This window comes from Gordonia sp. ALPHA1B1, from assembly GCF_005502615.1.
In the GTDB taxonomy this organism is placed as follows: domain Bacteria; phylum Actinomycetota; class Actinomycetes; order Mycobacteriales; family Mycobacteriaceae; genus Gordonia; species Gordonia hongkongensis.
Genome location: NZ_SCOC01000019.1, coordinates 41,410 through 60,129, shown reverse-complemented (window position 1 = coordinate 60,129; position 18,720 = coordinate 41,410). Strand labels below are relative to the sequence as shown.

The window sequence follows — 18,720 nt, the reverse complement described above, 5'->3', positions numbered from 1 at the left end:
GGTATCCGATACCTATTGCTGAACGCGGCAGAAGCCGCCTGACAATGGCACATACCCCGCCAAGCCCACCTGTTCAGCGCGGAGGCCAGGGATTATGGGATCGGGCCCGGAGACTCCCGGGAAGAACGGCTACGCCGGTCAGTGCTACTGGTGCCCCCGATAGGATTCGAACCTATGGCCTTCTGCTCCGGAGGCAGACGCTCTATCCCCTGAGCTACGGGGGCTCATCGGGCGGGACTCAGCCTAGCGCACCGATCCGTCGACATCCCAATCGGCAGCTCAGGACACGCCGAGCGGGCTCTGCACTCGGACCGACGACCCGTGCTCGCCGCGGAGGACGTGCAGCTGGGCCGGAATTCGTGCGCGGAGTTCGTCGACGTGACTCACCACGCCGACGACACGCCCGCCGGCCCGCAAGTCATCCAGGACCCCCATGACGAGGTCGAGCGCCTCGGGATCGAGGGTGCCGAAACCCTCATCGATGAAGATGGTGTCGAGCACCCGCCCGCCCGACTCCGCGGAGACGACGTCGGCGAGTCCGAGTGCGAGGGCCAGCGATGCGAAGAAGGTCTCGCCGCCGGACAGCGTCGTCGTCGGGCGGAGCGCGCCGGTGTACTCGTCGCGGACCTCGATACCGAGGCCGCCACGCCGGCCCCGGACACCCGCGGCGTCGGTGTGCACGAATTCGTAACGCCCGGAGGACATCTCGCGGAGACGACCCGACGCGGCGACGAGGACCTCGTCGAGACGCGCGGCCAGCACGTAGGACCGCAGCGACATCCGGCGTGCGTTCTGTCCGCGCCCGCTGACCAATTCGGCGAGTCCCTGGAGTTCGGCGTGACGTTCCTGCAGAGGCGCCAGGGAGTCGAGGGCCTCCCAGAAGTGGGTGACGTACTCCTGGAGGTCGGCCGCCTGCCGGCCGGCCACGGCGTGTTCCTTCGCGGCGGTGTCGAGGCGGCGGCGGGCGGCGTCACGGTCTGCGGTGAGCTGTTCGACATCCGGCTCCGGAGTCGACATCGCGGCGCGCACATCCTCGTCGGCGAGGGTCTCCTCGGCAGCGGCGCGCAGACTGGCGGCCTCCTGCAGCAACGTGTCCCACGCCGCGATCTGCTTGTCCGGGGCGAATGCCGCTCGGACGGCGGCGACATCGTCGAACCCGGCGTCGGCACACGCCGCGGACAATCGATCGGTCGCCTCGGCGACCCGGTCCCGCGCTCGCGCGGCTTCTTGCCGGGCGTTCCGGTGACGACGGGTGCGACGGACCAGCTCGGCGAGTTCACGGCGCCGCTCGGCGACCCCGCCGCGGCCGCCGGTTGCCTCCCGGACGGCCTCATCGAGCTCGGTGAGGTTCTGCCGCAACGCGGTCACCCGCTCGCGACGGGCGGACTGGGCCGACTCGTCGTCGGCGAGGGTGGTGCGCCACCCATCGACCTCGGCGTCGATCCGATCGACCGCCGTCTGCAGCGCTGGGAGTCGCGACGCGGCACGTTCCGCGGCAGCCAGTTCGGCGCCCACCCGGGCGAGGTCGGCGTCGACGGCGTCGGAACGAGCACCACCGATCACGGCGTCGAGATGCGTACGGCGTTCGACGAGAGCCGCCACCGCGGATTGCGCGATGGCCTTGATCGCGCTCGCCCGCTCCTCGGCGGCCGCTGCCGCGTCTTCGTTGGCTGTGACCTCGGACGCCGGGGCGTCGCCGTCGTCGGTGGCCGGTCGAGGGTGCGTCACTGAACCACACACGACGCAGGGTTCACCCTCGACGAGCCCGCCCGCCAGTTCCACTGCCATCCCGGCGAGGCGACGCTCGCGGGCGTCGAGCACGCGCTCCCGCGCAGCGGCATGGGCGTCGCGGGCGTCGAGCAACTCCTTCTCGGCGGTCGCGAGCCGGACCAGCACCGCGTCCCGGTCGGTGAGTGCGTCGCGTACGCGGCGGAGTGCGTCGCGCTCGGCCCGGAGTTTCGGAGCCTGCATCCGCAACTCCCCCGCTTCCGCCAGTGCGGCGACGGCCTCGGCGCGACGGCCCGGCGCGGCGTCGAGCAGGGTCCGGGTCTGGGCAGTGCGGCGGTCCGCCTCGACGATCGCCGAGTTCAGGGTCTGGATCTCGGCGACCAGAGCCGGCCGCTGCGCGACGCGTTCGGCGAGGGGCTCCCACCGCCCCGACTCCTCGGTCCAGCGGTCGATCGCCGCATCCAGGCGTGCGTCGAGATCCTCGTCTGACCCGCCGGCGCACAGAGACTCACCCTCCGGCAGCGCGCACAGCTCTGCGTGCGCACGCGTGACGGCCTGCTCGGCGACCGTGAGTTCGCGAGTGACACGGTCGGCGTCGTCGGCGAGCGGCACGATGGGCGCCGCCTGCAGGGCCTGCCGACGAGCCTGTGCCGCCGCGCTCAGAGCGGCTTCGCCGTCCGCGAGCCGTGCGAGTCGCTCGGTGGCCGCACGCCCCCGGCGACGCAGCTCGGCGAGCCGGCTCCCGCTCTCGTACGCGGCCTGCGTCTGGTCGGCCGCGGCCTGCGCCGCACCTGACTCGAGGCGCATGCGCTCCGCGGCGGTGCGCGCACGCTCGAGACATTCCTGCGCCCAGTCGAAGTCGGGTTCGGCGGTCGGTTCGACCCCGCCCACCGCCACGATCTGACCGGCGACCCGGTCGAGCACGGCGGTCTGTTCGGTCAGCTTCGCCGCGCTCTCCCGCGCGCGGTCACGCAACCACTCCTCGAGGTCACCGAACCGCTCGGTGTCGAACAACCGCTCCAGCAGCGCTTCCCGCTCATCGGAGTGCGCGCGCAGGAATCGGGCGAAGTCGCCCTGCGGCAGCAGGACCACCTGGAAGAACTGATCGGCACTCATCCCCAGCAGCCGGACCACGGCGTCGCCGATCTCGGGGATGCGGGTCAGGTCGGGTCCGGATCCGTCGACCCACACGAGAGTCGCCCGGGCATTCACCTTGCGGGTGCCGTCGCCGCGCTTCTTGGGTCGTTCGTGCTCGGGCGACCGCGTGATCCGGAGTCGGCGGGACGCGATCGTCGCCTCGAGTTCGACCTCCGGGACATCCTCGGCCGCAGCGTGATCCGAGTGCAGGCGCCGGTTGGTGTCGCGCACGCCCGGTACCCGGCCGAACAGCGCGAAGGCGACCGCGTCGAGGACCGTGGTCTTGCCGGCGCCGGTCTGGCCGTGCAGCAGGAACAGTCCGTCACCGCCGAGGTCGTCGAAGTCGACCGTGATCTCGTCGGCGAACGGACCGAAGGCCCGGACGCGCAGACGGTGCAGCCTCATGCGGACTCCGCGACGATCGCCTCGATGTCGAACAGGGTCAGTTCGGCCGCGTCGGACTCGGGTTCACCGACCACGGCGCGGAGTGCGCGTTCGAGGAGCACCCGCTCCCCCTTGGTCGGCTCGTCGCGCACGTCGGAGATGAACGACGCGATGATCTCGGCGTCGGTCCGGCCGCGCACGCGGGAACGGTAGTCGACGCCGGAGCCGGAATGCGGCCGCTCCCACTGCACATGGACCGCGAACGGGAACCGCTCGCGCAGCCGACGCATCGCGTCAGTCGGGCGGACCGGGTCGGTCAGCGTCACCTCGACGTAGTGGTCCTGCGCCGCGGCGTACCGTTCGTCGGTCAGCAGGTCGCCGAGAACGCCGGTGAGAGAGCTCAGTTCGCGGACGACGGGCAGCTCGTGTGCGCGGACCTCGGCGACGCCGTCGGCGTCGAGCTCCACCACCAGCGCCGCCTTCCGGTGGGTTCGCTCACCGAAGGAGTACGGCAGCAGCGAACCGCTGTACCGGACCGTGTCGGTGACACGTTGCGGCGAGTGCAGATGCCCGAGGGCGACGTAGTCGGCGCCCGAGAACGTCTCGGCGGGAACCGTTTCCACCCCGCCGACACTGATCGAGCGCTCCGAACCGGAGGCCGCGGCCCCGCTGACGAAGGCGTGGGCGACGACCACGGACCGAACCCGGCGCGCAGCCAGATCGGTGCGGACGCGAGTCATGGCGGCGTCGAGGACAGCGGTGTGCCCGCCGATCGACTCGACGCCGAGGTGGCGTCGCGCGGTGTCGGGTTCGAGATAGGGAATGCCGTAGAACGCGACGTCTCCGTGGGCGTCCGACAGGATGACCGGACGGTCGATGTCGGCGATCGAGGTCCGCAGATGCAGGCCACCGGCGGCGGCGAATCCCGACCCCGCACCGAGGCGAGTGGGCGAGTCGTGATTGCCCGAGGTGACGACGATCTGCGCTCCCGCAGCGGCGATCTCGGCCAGGCCCTCGTCGTACACGCGGACCGCGTCGGCGGACGGGACGGACCGGTCGTACACGTCACCGGCGACGATGACGGCGTCGGCCGACTCCGCGTCGACCAGTGCGGCCAGATGCGACAGTGCGCGACGCTGGTCGGCGAGCAGCTCGACCCCGTGGAACGTCCGGCCCAGGTGCCAGTCGGAGGTGTGCACGATCCGCATGGGCGCAACCTTACGGTCGGGTGCCGACAGATCGTGGGACGCGCGCTCGCCTACGCCGTCGACCCCGGCACCGAGTCGGACCGACCGGCGTCGGCGCCCACCGCGTGCGGGTCGACGACCTGCGGTGGGACCGTCTGATGCGCGGGCCGGACGAAGAAGAAGGTCGCCACGACGCCGATCAGCAGCGCGGCCGCGGGCAGGTAGAGAGACTGCCCCATGGCGGTCGCGAACCCCTCGCGCAGGAACTCCGGCAGTTGCCCGGCCGCACCGTCCTGGGCGTTCTCGGCGTCGACGCCGGGCAGCTCGGCCGCCAGCCGGGTCTGCAGGAGCGCTCCGATCATGGCGGAGCCGAGGACCGAACCGATGACCCGCAGTGTGTTGTAGACACCGGCACCGGCCCCGGCCTGATGCCACGGCAGATTGCGGGTGGCGGTCGCGGCCAGCGGCGCCCAGATACCGGCCGAGGCCACACCCATCAGGCACAGCGGGACGACGATCAGCCAGACCGGGGTCTCCGGGCGGGCGACGAAGCCCAGCCACGCGATGGCGATCGCGTTCAGCAGCAGTGCCGAGGACACGATCGTGCGTGGGTGGACGCGATCGACCACCCGGCCCACGATCGGAGCCAGGACACCGGTCAGCACCGCCATCGGCACCAGGACGACCGCCGACTCCGTCGGCGACATCCCGCCGACGAGCTGGAGGAAGAACGTCAAGGGGATCATCATCGCCGACACGGCGAAGCCCATCGACGCGATGCCGATGGTCGACAGCGAGAAGTTGCGGTCGCGGAACAGCGACAACGGGACCAGGGGCTCGGTGCGGATGCGGGACTGCCAGTAGACGAAGACCCCCAGGACCACGACTCCGCCGACGATGAGCAGCCAGATCCAGGTGTCCCAGTCGAAGGTCTCCCCCTCCTGGATGCCGAACACCAGCGCGGAGAGACCGACCGCAGACAGACCGACACCGATCCAGTCGAACTGATGGTCGTTCGTGCTGACCCGGGGGACGAGAACGGCCGCGAGGACGAGACCGGCGAGGCCGACGGGCAGATTGATGAAGAAGATCCACTCCCAGCCGAACGCGTCGGTCAACACGCCGCCGAGCAACGGACCGACGAGGGTCGCCACGCCGGCGACCGTGCCCCACACCCCCATTGCGGCGCCGCGCTTCTCGGCCGGGAAGATACGGGTGATCAGCGCCATCGTCTGCGGGGTGATGAGGGCGGCGCCGACACCCTGCAGACCGCGTGCCGCGATCAGCTCACCGATCGACGACGACAGGCCGCACCAGAGACTGGCCGCGGTGAAGACCGCCAGACCGAGCTGGTACATCGTCTTGGGGCCGAACTTGTCGCCCAGGCGACCGGTGATCAGCAGCGGCACCGCGTAGGTGAGCAGGTACGCACTGGTGACCCAGACGACGCCGTTGACGTTCGTGTCGAGATCGGCCTGGATACGCGGCTGGGCCACGGCCACGATCGTCATGTCGACGAGGATCATGAAGAAGCCCACGCAGAGCGCCAGCATCGCGGCCCACGGGCGGGCGGTGACCATCTCGTCGGTGCCCGCGTTCTGGCCGCGGGCGGCGTCGCTCGACTGCATTTCCCCGATGCTAGACCTGTCCGATTCATGAATGGCCCGCGCGATCACGGGATTCGCGGCAGCTCGGGGCGGGATGTCGCTCCGGATCATTACTGTGGAGCCCATGAGCACAGAGTCCGAGCAGAGCACCGCGTCCGAGGGCGAACAGGGTTCGTACGTGATGACCGGCGAGGAGTTCGTCCGGGACACGAAGTACATCGAGACCCGCATCACCGCCGACGGCCGGGACGGCTATCCGGTGGAGGCCGGCCGGTACCGGCTCGTCGCAGCCAGGGCCTGCCCGTGGGCCAACCGGACCCTCATCGTGCGGCGGCTACTCGGCCTCGAGGACGCCATCTCGCTCGGGCTGTGCGGTCCCACGCACGACAAGAACTCGTGGACTTTCGACCTCGACCCCGGCGGAGTGGACCCGGTCCTGCAGATCCCGCGACTCAAGGACGCCTACGAGAAGCGGATCCCCGGCTACCCGAAGGGGATCACCGTGCCGGCGATGGTCGACGTGCCGACCGGCGAGGTCGTCACCAACGACTTCCCGCAGATCACCATCGACTTCTCGCTGGAATGGACCGCCTTCCATCGCGACGGCGCGCCGGAGCTCTACCCGGAGCGTCTGCGCGACGAGATCGACGAGGTCAGCCACGGCATCTACACGGAGGTCAACAACGGCGTCTACCGCTGCGGATTCGCCGGCAGCCAGGAAGCCTACGACGCGGCGTACGACCGGTTGTTCACCAAACTCGACGAGTTGTCCGAGCGGTTGTCGACGCAGCGTTACCTGGTCGGCGACACCATCACCGAGGCCGACGTCCGGCTCTTCACCACCCTGGCGCGATTCGACGCGGTGTATCACGGCCACTTCAAGTGCAATCGGAGCAAGCTGAGCGAGATGCCGGTGCTGTGGGCCTACGCCCGGGACCTGTTCCAGACGCCCGGCTTCGGCGACACCACCGACTTCACCCAGATCAAACAGCACTACTACATCGTCCACACCGACGTGAATCCCACGCAGATCGTGCCGAAGGGCCCGGACCTCCGCGGCTGGCTCACCGCACACCATCGCGACGACCTGGGCGGTCGCCCGTTCGGTGACGGCACACCCCCCGGTCCCCCACCACCGGCCGAGGTCGTGCCCGCAGCGGACTGGGTACCGACGGAACGAGCGGCGGCGGAATGAAAGACAAGGCGTCACAAGGAGTTTCGGCAGACCACGGCCGTACGCCCCCCGGCAAGGCCGTCGAGGTGACCGGCGGCATCCTGGACCGGGCACAGCGACTGCAGGCACCCGCGGTGAAGAAGTACGTCGATTCACTGCGGCGGAAGTACCCCAACGACTCACCCGCGCAGATCATCGAGCGGCTCGAGAAGCGTTATCTGAACGCGGTCACCGGTTCCGGCGGCGCCGTCGGCGCGGCGGCCGCGGTGCCCGGTGTCGGCACGATGACCGCGTTCGGGGCGATGACCGGGGACACGGCGTTCTTCCTCGAGGCGTCGGCCCTGCTCGCGCTGTCGATCGCCGAGGTGCACGGCATCCCGGTGCACGAGTCCGAGCGTCGCAAGGCCCTGGTCATGACCGTCGCGCTGGGCGAAGAGGGTGTGCTGGCCCTCGGTCGCGTGGTCGGCACCGGAGGCGGTGCGCTGCGCCGGCTCGGTGGAGCCGCCCTGCCATCCGGTGCGATCACCAAACTGAACAAGACCCTGGTGAACAAACTCGTCAAGAAGTACGCGATCCGCCGGGCGCCGCTTATCTTCGGCAAGCTCATGCCCGCCGGTATCGGTGCGGTCATCGGTGGTGTGGGGAGTCGCGCCCTCGGCCGCAAGGTCGTCCACAACGCGCGCGAGGCGTTCGGGCCGGCACCCCGGACGTGGGTCATCGACGTCGACTTCAGTGAAGCACCCACCCCGGATCCGCTCCCACCCGGTTCGTGGTGACCGCGGCGGCCGCGCCGCACCCGCAGTCGTCGGCAGCCGCGCCCGGCTGGATCCGCCGACTCCTCGGTGAGTCATGGCGATACCGACGCGTCGTCGTCGTCACGATGATCTTCACCCTGGTCGCCGTTGGGGTGGACGTCCTGATGCCGCTGCTGACCAAGGCCGCGATCGACCACGCCACCGGCGTCGTCGACGACGGCCTCTCGCTACGCACCGTGATCATCGCGCTGGTCGTCTTCGCCGTCGTCCGTTACGCCTGCCATCTCGGCCGGCGGGTGTTCGCGGGACGGCTCGCGGTGAACGTGCAGAACACGCTGCGACTCCGACTCCTCGACACCCTGTTGCACCTCGACGGCCGCAGCCAGCACCAGATCCGCACCGGACAGATCGTGTCTCGCTCGATCTCCGACATCCAGGTCGTCCAGAGTCTGCTGGCCATGGCGCCACTGTCGTTGGGCGCCGCGGTGCAGATGGTCGTGGCCCTGGCCATCATGGCGTACCTGTCGCCGCTCCTGACCGGGGTGGCGTTGCTGATCGCCCCGCTCATCGCCCTCGAGGTGTGGCGTACCCGGCGTCGGCTGTTCGCGGCGACGTGGTCGGCGCAGCAGGCCGCCGCCGACGTCGCCCAGCACGTGGAGGAGACCGTCACCGGCGTGCGGGTCGTGAAGGGTTTCGGCCAGGAGGAACGCGCGGTCGACGACCTCATCACCCGGTGCCGGACGGTGTTCGCTCGCCGACTCCGCGCCGCCCGGATCAATGCTCGATTCGCCCCGACCCTGGCCGCCATCCCGCAGCTGGGCATGGTCGGGGTGATCGTCGTGGGCGGCTACCTCACGATGACCGGCGCGATCACGGCCGGCACCTTCGTCGCGTTCAGCACGTACGTCGCCACCATGACCGGCATCGCCCGACTGCTGACGAACCTGATCGTCAACGCCCAGCTGGCGCGGGCGGCCGTCGAACGCGTCTACGACGTCATCGACCATCCCCACGATCCGGGCGACACCGCGACCGGCACGCTGCCCGACGGCCCCCTGGGCGTCGAACTGGACGGTGTGGGGTTCGCCCACCACACCCACGACGCCGACGACCCGCCCGCCGTGCTGTCCGGTATCGACCTGCGGATCGAGCCGGGCGAATGTGTGGCGATCGTGGGTCCGCCCGGTTCCGGCAAGTCGACCATCGCCGACCTGGTCAGCCGGTTCGAACGACCCGACTCCGGGACGATCTCGCTGCTCGGCGAGAGCGCCGGTGACGAGCCGTCCCGGTACCGGATCGACGACCTCGCGCCCGAGGCACTCCACCGTGCCGTCGCCGTCGTGTTCGACGAGCCGTTCCTGTTCTCCGACACCATCACCGCGAACATCGCGATGGGCTCGGCAGCCGCCGGGGCCGACACCGCCGACCGGGTTCGGGCAGCAGCCGCCGCGGCAGACGCCGCCGAATTCGTCGAGGCGCTCCCCGACCGATACGACACCATCATCGGCGAACGCGGACTCACCCTGTCGGGCGGGCAACGTCAGCGCATCGCCCTGGCACGCGCCCTGTTCGCCGACCCCCGCATCCTCGTGCTCGACGACGCGACGTCCGCGGTGGACGCGACCACCGAGGCGCGCATCCTGGGCGGGCTCCGCGACCGCCGCGCCACGATGCTGGTCCTCGCCCATCGACGTTCGACGCTCGTCCTCGCCGATCGCGTCGCGGTGCTCGACAACGGCCGGATCACCGCGCTGGGGACGCTCGCCGAACTCGAGGCGACCTCACCGCGCTTCCGCGAGCTGATGTCGAGCACCACGCAACCGGCGCCCGACGGCGTCCACGACGACATCACCGGCGCGGCCCCGGTCGCCGACACCGCGCCACCGCTGCGCGGACCGGGCCCGACCGAGATCGAGAGCCTGTGGCCCGAAGTCGCTTCCGACTCGATCGACGTCGCGGCCCGGACCTCTCCGGCGATGGGGGCGGGCTCACGGACCGGTCGCGGCGGCGGCGTGGCCAGCGCGCTCGGTTCGATGCCGGCCACCCCCCAGCTCCAGGCCTCGGTGGACGCGCTCCCCCCTGCGGTCGAGCGGCCGGAGGTCGACGTCGCCGCCGCCCGACGCGAGAACCCGGTCTTCACCCTGCGCGGACTCCTCGCGCCGGTCCGGTGGCTGCTCGCCGCCGCACTGCTCGCCATCGCCGTCGACACGCTCGTCGGCCTGGCCTTCCCGAGCATCGCCCGGGCGGTCATCGACTCGACCGGACACACCGAGGGGTCGACCCTTCTATGGGCCGCGGTCGGCGGTGTCGTACTGGTCGGGGTCGGCTGGGTCGCCGCGTCGTCGATGGCGATCACCTCGACCAGGGCCGGCGAACGGGTGCTGTTCGGACTGCGGATCCGCAGTTATGCCCACATCCAGCGCCTCGGACTCGACTACTACGAGCGCGAGCTGTCGGGCCGGATCATGACCCGGATGACGACCGACATCGATGCCTTGTCGACGTTCCTGCAGACCGGACTGACCTCGGCGATCGTGGCGGTGCTGACGCTCGTCGGCGTCGGTGTCGCGCTCCTGATCACCGGCCCCCTGCTCGGACTCCTGGTGCTGCCCGTCTTCCCCCTCCTGATCGCCGCGACGATCGTCTTCCGCCGCGTCGCGAGCCGCGCCTACACGCGCTCGCGCGAGCTGATCAGCGTCGTCAATGCGGACTTCCAGGAGAACATCGCCGGCATCAAGACCACGCAGACCTACCTGCGCACCGACGACGCCCAGGCCCGGTTCGCGCGTCGTTCCGGAGAATGGGTCGAGGCCCGGATGGTCTCGCAGCGGGCGATCGCCTCGTACTTCCCGCTCATCCAGCTCATGTCCGACATCGCGACCGCGATCGCGCTCGGCGTCGGCGCCGGGCAGGTGGCGTCGGGTTCGCTCTCGGCGGGCACACTCGTCGCCTTCGTCCTCTACCTGACGATGCTGTTCGGTCCGGTGCAACAGCTCTCGCAGGTCTTCGACGGCTACCAGCAGGCGGCCGTGGGGCTCCGCCGGATCGGCGACCTGCTGCGCACGCCGAGTTCGCTGCGCACCTCGACGAGAGCCGAGTCCCCGCCACACGGGGGCTTTGACGGCGTCGTCGACTTCGACCGGGTCGGATTCCGCTACCAAGGTTCGACGACGGATGCGCTGTCCGCCGTCGACCTGCACATCCCGGCCGGGTCGTCGCTCGCCCTGGTCGGCCGGACGGGCGCCGGCAAGTCGACGATCGTCAAGCTGCTGGCGCGCTTCTACGATCCGACCACCGGACGGGTCCTGGTCGACGGCACCGACATCGGCGACTACGAACTCGCTGGATACCGGCGGCGGCTCGGCCTCGTCCCGCAGGAGCCGCACCTGTTCACCGGCACCGTCGCCGAGAACATCGCCTACGGCCGGCCCGACGCCGATCGGGCCGCGATCGTCGACGCCGCCGCCGCGGTCGGCGCACTGCGCATGATCACCGCCCTGCCCGGCCGGATGAACCATCCCATCGGGGAACGCGGCCAGGGGCTGAGCTCGGGCCAGCGCCAACTCATCGCACTGGCCCGGGCCGAACTCGTCGAGCCCGATCTGCTGCTGCTCGACGAGGCGACCGCGACCCTCGACCAGGCCACCGAGGCGCAGGTCCTCGCCGCCGGTCGGGCGGTGACCCGGCACCGCACGTCGGTGATCGTCGCCCACCGACTGGCCACGGCCGCCCGCGCCGACACCATCGCGGTGGTGGACGGCGGACGGATCGTCGAACTCGGAACACACGAGGAGCTGCTCGCGTTGGGACAGAGGTACCGCGGCTTCTGGGATGCCGGTGTCGATCCCGACGAGCCGGCGGTGCCCCGCCCCGACTCACCCGCTCCGACCAGCGCACGGAGGGCCGCCACGACGGTCACGCGGGCCACCTCGGAACTGACTCCGTAGTAACAGGTCGGTAGGTGTGAGCGAGTCGACGACGCGTAGCATCGTCAGGTGGTTCACCGATAGTCTCCACAAGAGACGACGCGTGGCAGAGAACCCGGCACCTTCAGGGAATTGAGGCGAGATACCGCTGTGAGCAGCAGTTCGATTTCAGACTTCGGACAGAACACGTGGCTGGTCGAGGAAATGTACCAGCAATACCAAGAAGACCCGAACTCGGTCGACCCGAGTTGGCACGAACTACTGAAGAACTACGAACCCGGCGACAACGGTGGCTCCGCCCCGGCCGCCGCTCCGCCCTCGAATTCCGCAAAGCCCACTGCCGCAAAGACTTCGGCCACCACAGCGGCCACCTCGTCCTCCTCCTCGACCACGAGTGCGTCGACCAACGGGTCGGCACGCAACACCTCCGCGCCGGCCACCGAGACCACGCCGCGCAAGCAGGTCACCCTGGATCAGACCCCGGCGCGCACGGCACCGCGCAAGCCCACCCCCGCCAAGGAGTCGACCGCCACGAAGGCGGCGTCGGGGCACAGCGTCGCCAGCCGTGACGGTTCCGCCCGCTCGCAGCCCAAGCCCGAGGCGGGCAAGGCCGCCGCGCCCGAGGCACAGAAGTCCGGGTCCGCGAAGTCGGACGCCCAGAAGTCCGAGAGCGCCGACGGCAACAAGGTCCTGCGCGGTCCGGCCGCGGCCATCGCGAAGAACATGGCGCTGTCGTTGGAGATCCCGACGGCCACCAGCGTCCGTGCGGTGCCCGCCAAGGCGATGATCGACAACCGGATCGTCGTCAACAATCACCTAGCGCGCACCCGAGGCGGCAAGATCAGCTTCACCCACATCCTGGGTTACGCGATCGTGCAGGCCATCAAGGCGTTCCCGAACATGAACCGGCACTTCGCCGAGATCGACGGCAAGCCGAACGTCGTCACACCCGCGCACACCAACCTCGGCCTGGCCATCGACCTGGTCGGCAAGGATGGCAACCGCACCTTGGTCGTCGCCGCGATCAAGGAATGCGAGACGATGGGCTTCGCCGAGTTCTACACGGCGTACCAGGACATCGTCCGTCGCGCGCGCGACGGCAAGCTCGGCGCGGCCGACTTCTCCGGTGTGACCATCTCGCTCACCAACCCGGGCACCATCGGCACCGTGCACTCGGTGCCGCGCCTGATGAAGGGCCAGGGCGCCATCATCGGCGCCGGCGCGATGGAGTACCCGGCGGAGTTCCAGGGCGCGAGCGACGAGCAGATCGCCGAACTCGGCGTCGGCAAGCTCATGACGCTGACGTCGACCTACGATCACCGGATCATCCAGGGCGCGGAGTCGGGCGATTTCCTCCGCACGATCCACGAGCTGCTGATCGACGACGCCTTCTACGACGAGATCTTCACCGCGTTCCACGTCCCCTACGAGCCGATCCGCTGGCGTCGCGACCTGCCCGCCGGCCTCGTCGACAAGAGCACCCGCGTCCTCGAGCTGATCGCGGCCTACCGCAGCCGCGGCCACCTGATGGCCGACATCGATCCCCTCATGATGGACAGCGATGCGCGCAGCAGCCATCCGGATCTGGACATCCAGAACTACGGGCTGACGCTGTGGGATCTCGACCGCAGCTTCAAGGTCGGCGGGTTCCACGGCCAGGAGAAGATGAAGCTGCGGGACGTTCTGTCGATCCTGCGCGACGCGTACTGCCGGCACGTCGGTGTCGAGTACACCCACATACTCGAGCCCGAGCAGCAGAAGTGGCTGCAGGAGCGCGTCGAGATCAAGCACGTCAAGCCGCCGGTCGGTGAGCAGAAGTACATCCTGAGCAAGCTCAACGCCGCCGAGGCGTTCGAGACGTTCCTGCAGACCAAGTACGTCGGGCAGAAGCGCTTCTCGCTCGAGGGCGCCGAGTCGGTCATCCCGATGATGGACGCGGTCATCGACCAGAGCGCCGAGCACAGCCTCTCCGAGGTGGTCATCGGCATGCCGCACCGCGGCCGTCTGAACGTGCTCGCCAACATCGTCGGCAAGCCGTACTCGAAGATCTTCACCGAGTTCGAGGGCAACCTGAACCCGTCGCAGGCGCACGGATCGGGCGACGTGAAGTACCACCTCGGCGCCGAGGGCAAGTACTACCAGATGTTCGGCGACAACGAGATCAACGTGTCGCTGACCGCCAACCCCAGCCACCTCGAGGCAGTCGACCCGGTGCTGGAGGGTCTGGTCCGCGCCAAGCAGGACCTCATGGACGAGGACGATCGCTTCCCGATCCTCCCGCTCATGCTGCACGGCGACGCGGCGTTCGCCGGTCAGGGTGTGGTCGCCGAGACGCTCAACATGGCGATGCTGCCCGGTTACCGCACCGGCGGCACCGTACACATCGTGGTGAACAACCAGGTCGGCTTCACCACCGCACCGGAACACTCGCGCTCGACCGAGTACTGCACCGACGTGGCGAAGATGATCGGCGCACCGATCTTCCACGTCAACAGCGACGACCCCGAGGCCTGCGTCTGGGCCGCGAAGCTCGCCGTCGACTACCGCCAGGCGTTCCACAAGGACGTCGTCATCGACCTCGTGTGCTTCCGCCGCCGCGGACACAACGAGGGCGATGACCCGTCGATGACGCAGCCGGCGATGTACGAGGTGATCGACACCAAGCGCGGCGTCCGCAAGAGCTACACCGAAGCCCTCATCGGCCGCGGTGACATCTCGACCAAGGAGGCCGAGGACGCTCTGCGCGACTACCAGGGACAGCTCGAGCGCGTCTTCAACGAGGTCAAGGAACTCGAGAAGTTCAGTGTCGAGCCGTCGCCCTCGGTCGAGGCCGACCAGACGCTGCCGACGAAGCTGGTGACCGCGGTCGACAGCAAGACGCTCGAGCTCATCGGCGACGCGTTCGTCAACGTGCCCGACGGTTTCACCCCGCACCCGCGTGTGAAGCCGGTCCTGGAGCGTCGCGCCGAGGCCGCCCGCAAGGGCAACATCGACTGGGCGTTCGCCGAGCTGCTGGCGTTCGGGTCGCTGGTCATGGAGGGGCGCACCGTGCGTCTGTCCGGCCAGGATTCGCGCCGTGGCACCTTCACCCAGCGCCACTCGGTGCTCATCGACCGCAGCACCGGCTCGGAGTACACCCCCCTCAACCACCTGCAGCCCGCAGACGAGGAGAGCAACGGCGGCCGGTTCATGGTCTTCGACTCCCCGCTCTCGGAGTTCGCGGTCGTCGGCTTCGAGTACGGCTACTCCGTCGGCAACCCGGACGCCCTCGTGGTCTGGGAAGCGCAGTTCGGTGACTTCGTCAACGGCGCGCAGTCGATCATCGACGAGTTCATCTCCTCGGGCGAAGCCAAGTGGGGCCAGCTCTCCGACGTCGTGCTGCTGTTGCCGCACGGCCACGAGGGACAGGGACCCGACCACACCTCGGGCCGCATCGAGCGGTTCCTGCAGTTGTGCGCCGAGGGTTCGATGACGGTGGCGCTACCGTCGACGCCGGCGAGCTACTTCCACCTGCTGCGCCGCCACGTGCTCGACGGCATCAGCCGTCCGCTCATCGTCTTCACCCCGAAGTCGATGCTGCGCAACAAGGCCGCGGTGAGCCCGGTCGAGGACTTCACCGAGGACAAGTTCCGTTCGGTGATCGACGACCCGCACTTCCTCAAGGACGGCGCGGACCGCAGCAAGGTGAAGCGCGTCCTGTTGGTGAGCGGCAAGCTCTACTACGAACTCGCCGCGCGACGCGACAAGGAGAGGCGCGACGACATCGCGGTCGTGCGCATCGAGCAGCTCTACCCGGTGCCGCACCGCCGCCTGCGCAAGACGCTCGAGCAGTACGGCAACGCGAGTGAGTTCCGGTGGGTCCAGGAAGAGCCCGCGAATCAGGGTCCGTGGCCGTTCCTCGGCCTCTGGCTGCCCGAGGTGCTGCCGGATGTGCTCGGCGGACTGCGCCGGGTCTCGCGCCGCGCGATGTCCGCGCCGTCGTCGGGATCGAGTAAGGTCCACGCGGTGGAGCAGCAGGAGATCCTCGACGAGGCCTTCGGCGAGTAACCTGCCAGACGACGACTGCGGCCACCGACCCGAGAGGGTCGGTGGCCGCAGTCGTCTGAGCGGTCGTGGGTGCCGGTTCTAGGTCAGCCGGGCTTCGCAGATGTCGGCGGCCGCCGCGACGGCCTTGTCGGCGGGCGTCATCCGGCGGGCGAGAGCAGCAGCGGCCGAACGGGTTCCGTCGTCGAACAGGACCGCGAGACCCGCGCGCGCGTCGTCGTCGGTGAAACTCGACAGCCGGACGGCCGCCCCGACGCCCAGGGCACGGACCCGTTCACCCCAGAACGGCTGATCGGCGGTGACCGCGCAAACCAGGGTGGGGAGGCCGGCCCGCAGACTCGCCGCGGTGGTGCCGGCGCCGCCGTGATGGACTGCGGCCGCGCATCGCGGCAGGACCGACGCGTGGTCGACACCCGCGACGTAGAACACGTCCGGGTCGTCGGGATCGACTCCGGTCGGATCTCCCATGGCGATGAGGCAGCGCACCCCCTGGGCACGGGCGGCTGTCCGCCAGCGGGCGATCAGAGCCTCCGGGTCGAGGATCGGCATGCTGCCGAACGTCACGAACAGCGGAGCTTCGCCGGCGGCCAGCCATCGGCCGAGATCGGTTGCCCCGGCGTCGATCTCGGAGATACCCGCCCGGCTTCCCGCGGGCAGGTCGAAGAATCCGACGACGGGTTTGCGATCGTCCCACTCCGCGGCGAGACCCGGCACCATCTCAGCGTCGTAGGCCTGGATCTGGGGGATCCGCTCGGCGCTCAACCGTCGCGTGAGCGGTCGTCGGCTCGGGGCCAGGCCGATCCGGCGACGGAAGCGGTTCTCGTTCCACCCCGTCGCGGCCCAGGTCAGCCGGTCGGCGAGGCGCCAGGAGCGCCGCTTCCAGTCCGGCGACCAACTGTCGGTGAGTCCCGGTACGGCGCCGAGGAGTCCGTTCTCCGACATCGGGCCGTATCTCAGCACGGTCAGCGGGATGCCCAGATGTTCGGCGACCGCCAGCCCGCGGTCCTGGCACAGCGGCGCGACGACGAGGAGGTCGGTGTCTCGCAGCGGCGCCGTACCCGCGATGAAGAGCCGCTCGAGGGCGGCGTCCAGGGCGTCGAATCCGCCGCGGACCGTCCGCAACGCAAACGCCGTCCGCGCCAATGGGTTACGACTGTTGCGCGCCGACCGCGCGTCGTCCGACGACCACGCGGTGTCGGAGTCCAGGCCGATCTCGTGGACGTCGCGGACGCCGGCGGCCCGCGCGAGACCGGCCAGGTTCGGTGGGACGAGGGCGCTCACCCGGTGGCCGCGCACCTGGAGTTCGAGGGCGAGGCAGATACCGGGCTGGATGTCGCCCCGGCTGCCGTACAGAACGATCGCGATGTGAGCCGGCGTCACCAGAATCGATGCCCGATCCGCCACGCGGTCAACTCGTCGGCGATCAGTGTGCGCAGCCGGCCGGGATCGCCGAAATCGTCGGGGTCGATGCCGAAGAAGGTGAGCGTGACGGTGTCGCCGTAGGTGACCGCCCAGGCGGCGACCGCCGGGCCGCGTTCGCGCCGCTCCTGGGCGGGCATCCCCTGCATCACCGCGCGGATGGCGAACCGGGACGCCGTGTGACCGCCGATCCGCATCGCCGAGTCGGGCGTGGCCCCGAGATTCGACACGGTGGTATCGGGTCCGGGGATTCCGCGCATCAACCGACCGATGAGTCGTCTCGGCAGGATGCGCACGATCGGCTGCAGGTTGTCGGCGGCCTGATCGGCCCCGGACTCGGCGTAATTGACGAAGGCCCGTTTGCTCGATGACCGGATGACGGTGAGGTCGGTGTCCGGCTCGACGGGGTCGGCAAGGCGGATCCACACCCCGCCCGACGCATTGGCGCGGTGGTCGTCGTCGCCGTCCCGCTTGCTGACCGCGATGCACACCTTCATCGGACCGTCGAGCGGGCGACCCGAACGGTGCACGATACCGGCGAGCAAGGCGGTGAACAGGGAGTTGCCGGTGCCGCCGTGCTCGGCGGCGCGCGCGGCCCATTCGGTTGCCGAGACGTCGACCGTCGCCAGCGTCGTGTCCGGCTCGGGCGCGGACCGTGGTCTCGCCGGACGCGTGGTACGCGACGATCCCGGCGCGGATCGGGTGTCGGCGGACCCGGTGTCGGTGCCTCGCGCCGCCCGGGCCTCGCGGATCAGGATTCGCGCTGATCGGGCGGCTGCGCGCACCGACTCGGCGGCGTCGGCGGCGTCGGCGCGGACCGCCTCCCAGGAGTGTCCGCTGACGGGAGCGGGCAGACCGGCGGTGCGGCCCGCCGCGGCGTCGGCCACCAGCCGGTAGAGGCCGTGACCGTCGGTGATCATGTGGGAGGCGAGCAGGGACACCGCCCGCCCGCCGCCGCGGATCCGGGCCGAGTCGAGCTGCCAGCCCGTTCCCCGCACGGGATCGAGACGGCTCGCGCGGAGGACGGCGTCGGCCCACTCCCCGACGGCGTCGGCCTCGACGACCGGCACCGGCCCGGGGTGGACCGGCAGCGGCGATCGCACCCAGCGGTGCCTGGCGAACGGGACCCGACGGCGCGACACCGCACGGTGTAGCGGCCCGGCCGCGAGTCCGGCGCGCAACGACTCGATCGCCGCGTCCCCCGGGTCGTCGTCGAAGACCCAGGTGATCTGGATGGGCGCACCCATCCCGAACAGTTCCGCGACGAGCAGGTACGCCTCGTCGGGGCCGGTCACGCGGAGTACCTCGGCGCGACGGGTGTCGGTTGCCGTTGCCGTCACGTGTGCTCCTCAGCTTCAC

9 protein-coding genes and 1 tRNA gene are annotated in these 18,720 nt (G+C 70.0%); 4 read left to right on the top strand and 6 right to left on the bottom strand.

The window, feature by feature from the left end:
- Positions 1–148 precede the first annotated feature (148 nt).
- The 4 genes from FFS52_RS14255 to FFS52_RS14240 form a co-directional block, all read right to left on the bottom strand.
- Positions 149–224 (bottom strand) — tRNA-Arg (locus FFS52_RS14255).
- A 55-nt stretch (positions 225–279) separates the two neighbouring features.
- Complete coding sequence (locus FFS52_RS14250; protein ID WP_137810071.1) at positions 280–3,270, bottom strand: SMC family ATPase; 2,991 nt, start codon at positions 3,268–3,270, stop codon at positions 280–282.
- Positions 3,267–4,457: an exonuclease SbcCD subunit D gene (locus FFS52_RS14245; RefSeq protein WP_058252739.1), complete on the bottom strand. Its 1,191-nt coding sequence runs from the start codon at positions 4,455–4,457 to the stop codon at positions 3,267–3,269. Before FFS52_RS14245 ends, FFS52_RS14250 begins: the two co-directional genes overlap by 4 nt.
- A 50-nt stretch (positions 4,458–4,507) precedes the next feature.
- Positions 4,508–6,064, bottom strand: a complete 1,557-nt coding sequence (locus FFS52_RS14240) for an MFS transporter (RefSeq protein ID WP_137810070.1) — start codon at positions 6,062–6,064, stop codon at positions 4,508–4,510.
- Between the two features lie 103 nt (positions 6,065–6,167).
- Between FFS52_RS14240 and FFS52_RS14235 the strand changes: the two genes are divergently transcribed.
- The 4 genes from FFS52_RS14235 to FFS52_RS14220 all read left to right on the top strand — a co-directional run bounded on the left by FFS52_RS14235 (position 6,168) and on the right by FFS52_RS14220 (position 15,945).
- Positions 6,168–7,238 (top strand): glutathione S-transferase C-terminal domain-containing protein, encoded by a 1,071-nt coding sequence (locus tag FFS52_RS14235; protein ID WP_058252737.1) that lies wholly within the window; start codon positions 6,168–6,170, stop codon positions 7,236–7,238.
- Positions 7,235–7,993 (top strand): hypothetical protein, encoded by a 759-nt coding sequence (locus tag FFS52_RS14230; RefSeq protein WP_137810069.1) that lies wholly within the window; start codon positions 7,235–7,237, stop codon positions 7,991–7,993. The genes FFS52_RS14235 and FFS52_RS14230 overlap by 4 nt, the downstream gene beginning before the upstream one ends.
- A complete protein-coding gene (locus FFS52_RS14225) occupies positions 7,990–11,919 on the top strand; it encodes an ABC transporter ATP-binding protein (RefSeq protein WP_137810068.1) in 3,930 nt (1,309 codons plus the stop codon). Before FFS52_RS14230 ends, FFS52_RS14225 begins: the two co-directional genes overlap by 4 nt.
- Positions 11,920–12,048: 129 nt before the next feature.
- Entirely contained in the window at positions 12,049–15,945 is a 3,897-nt protein-coding gene (locus tag FFS52_RS14220) for a multifunctional oxoglutarate decarboxylase/oxoglutarate dehydrogenase thiamine pyrophosphate-binding subunit/dihydrolipoyllysine-residue succinyltransferase subunit (protein ID WP_137810067.1), read from the top strand.
- A 78-nt stretch (positions 15,946–16,023) separates the two neighbouring features.
- On the opposite strand, the gene FFS52_RS14215 is transcribed toward FFS52_RS14220, so the two are convergent.
- Both FFS52_RS14215 and FFS52_RS14210 read right to left on the bottom strand, forming a co-directional pair.
- A complete protein-coding gene (locus FFS52_RS14215; protein ID WP_137810088.1) occupies positions 16,024–17,322 on the bottom strand; it encodes a nucleotide disphospho-sugar-binding domain-containing protein in 1,299 nt (432 codons plus the stop codon).
- Positions 17,319–18,701 (bottom strand): hypothetical protein, encoded by a 1,383-nt coding sequence (locus tag FFS52_RS14210; protein ID WP_137810066.1) that lies wholly within the window; start codon positions 18,699–18,701, stop codon positions 17,319–17,321. Before FFS52_RS14210 ends, FFS52_RS14215 begins: the two co-directional genes overlap by 4 nt.
- Positions 18,702–18,720: the final 19 nt, after the last annotated feature.

What these genes read in the sequence shown, in the direction of transcription:
- FFS52_RS14250 (WP_137810071.1), bottom strand. Translation starts at nt 3,270, where the DNA reads ATGAGGCTGCACCGTCTGCGCGTCCGGGCCTTCGGTCCGTTCGCCGAC.
- FFS52_RS14245 (WP_058252739.1), bottom strand. Translation starts at nt 4,457, where the DNA reads ATGCGGATCGTGCACACCTCCGACTGGCACCTGGGCCGGACGTTCCAC.
- FFS52_RS14240 (WP_137810070.1), bottom strand. Translation starts at nt 6,064, where the DNA reads ATGCAGTCGAGCGACGCCGCCCGCGGCCAGAACGCGGGCACCGACGAG.
- FFS52_RS14235 (WP_058252737.1), top strand. Translation starts at nt 6,168, where the DNA reads ATGAGCACAGAGTCCGAGCAGAGCACCGCGTCCGAGGGCGAACAGGGT.
- FFS52_RS14230 (WP_137810069.1), top strand. Translation starts at nt 7,235, where the DNA reads ATGAAAGACAAGGCGTCACAAGGAGTTTCGGCAGACCACGGCCGTACG.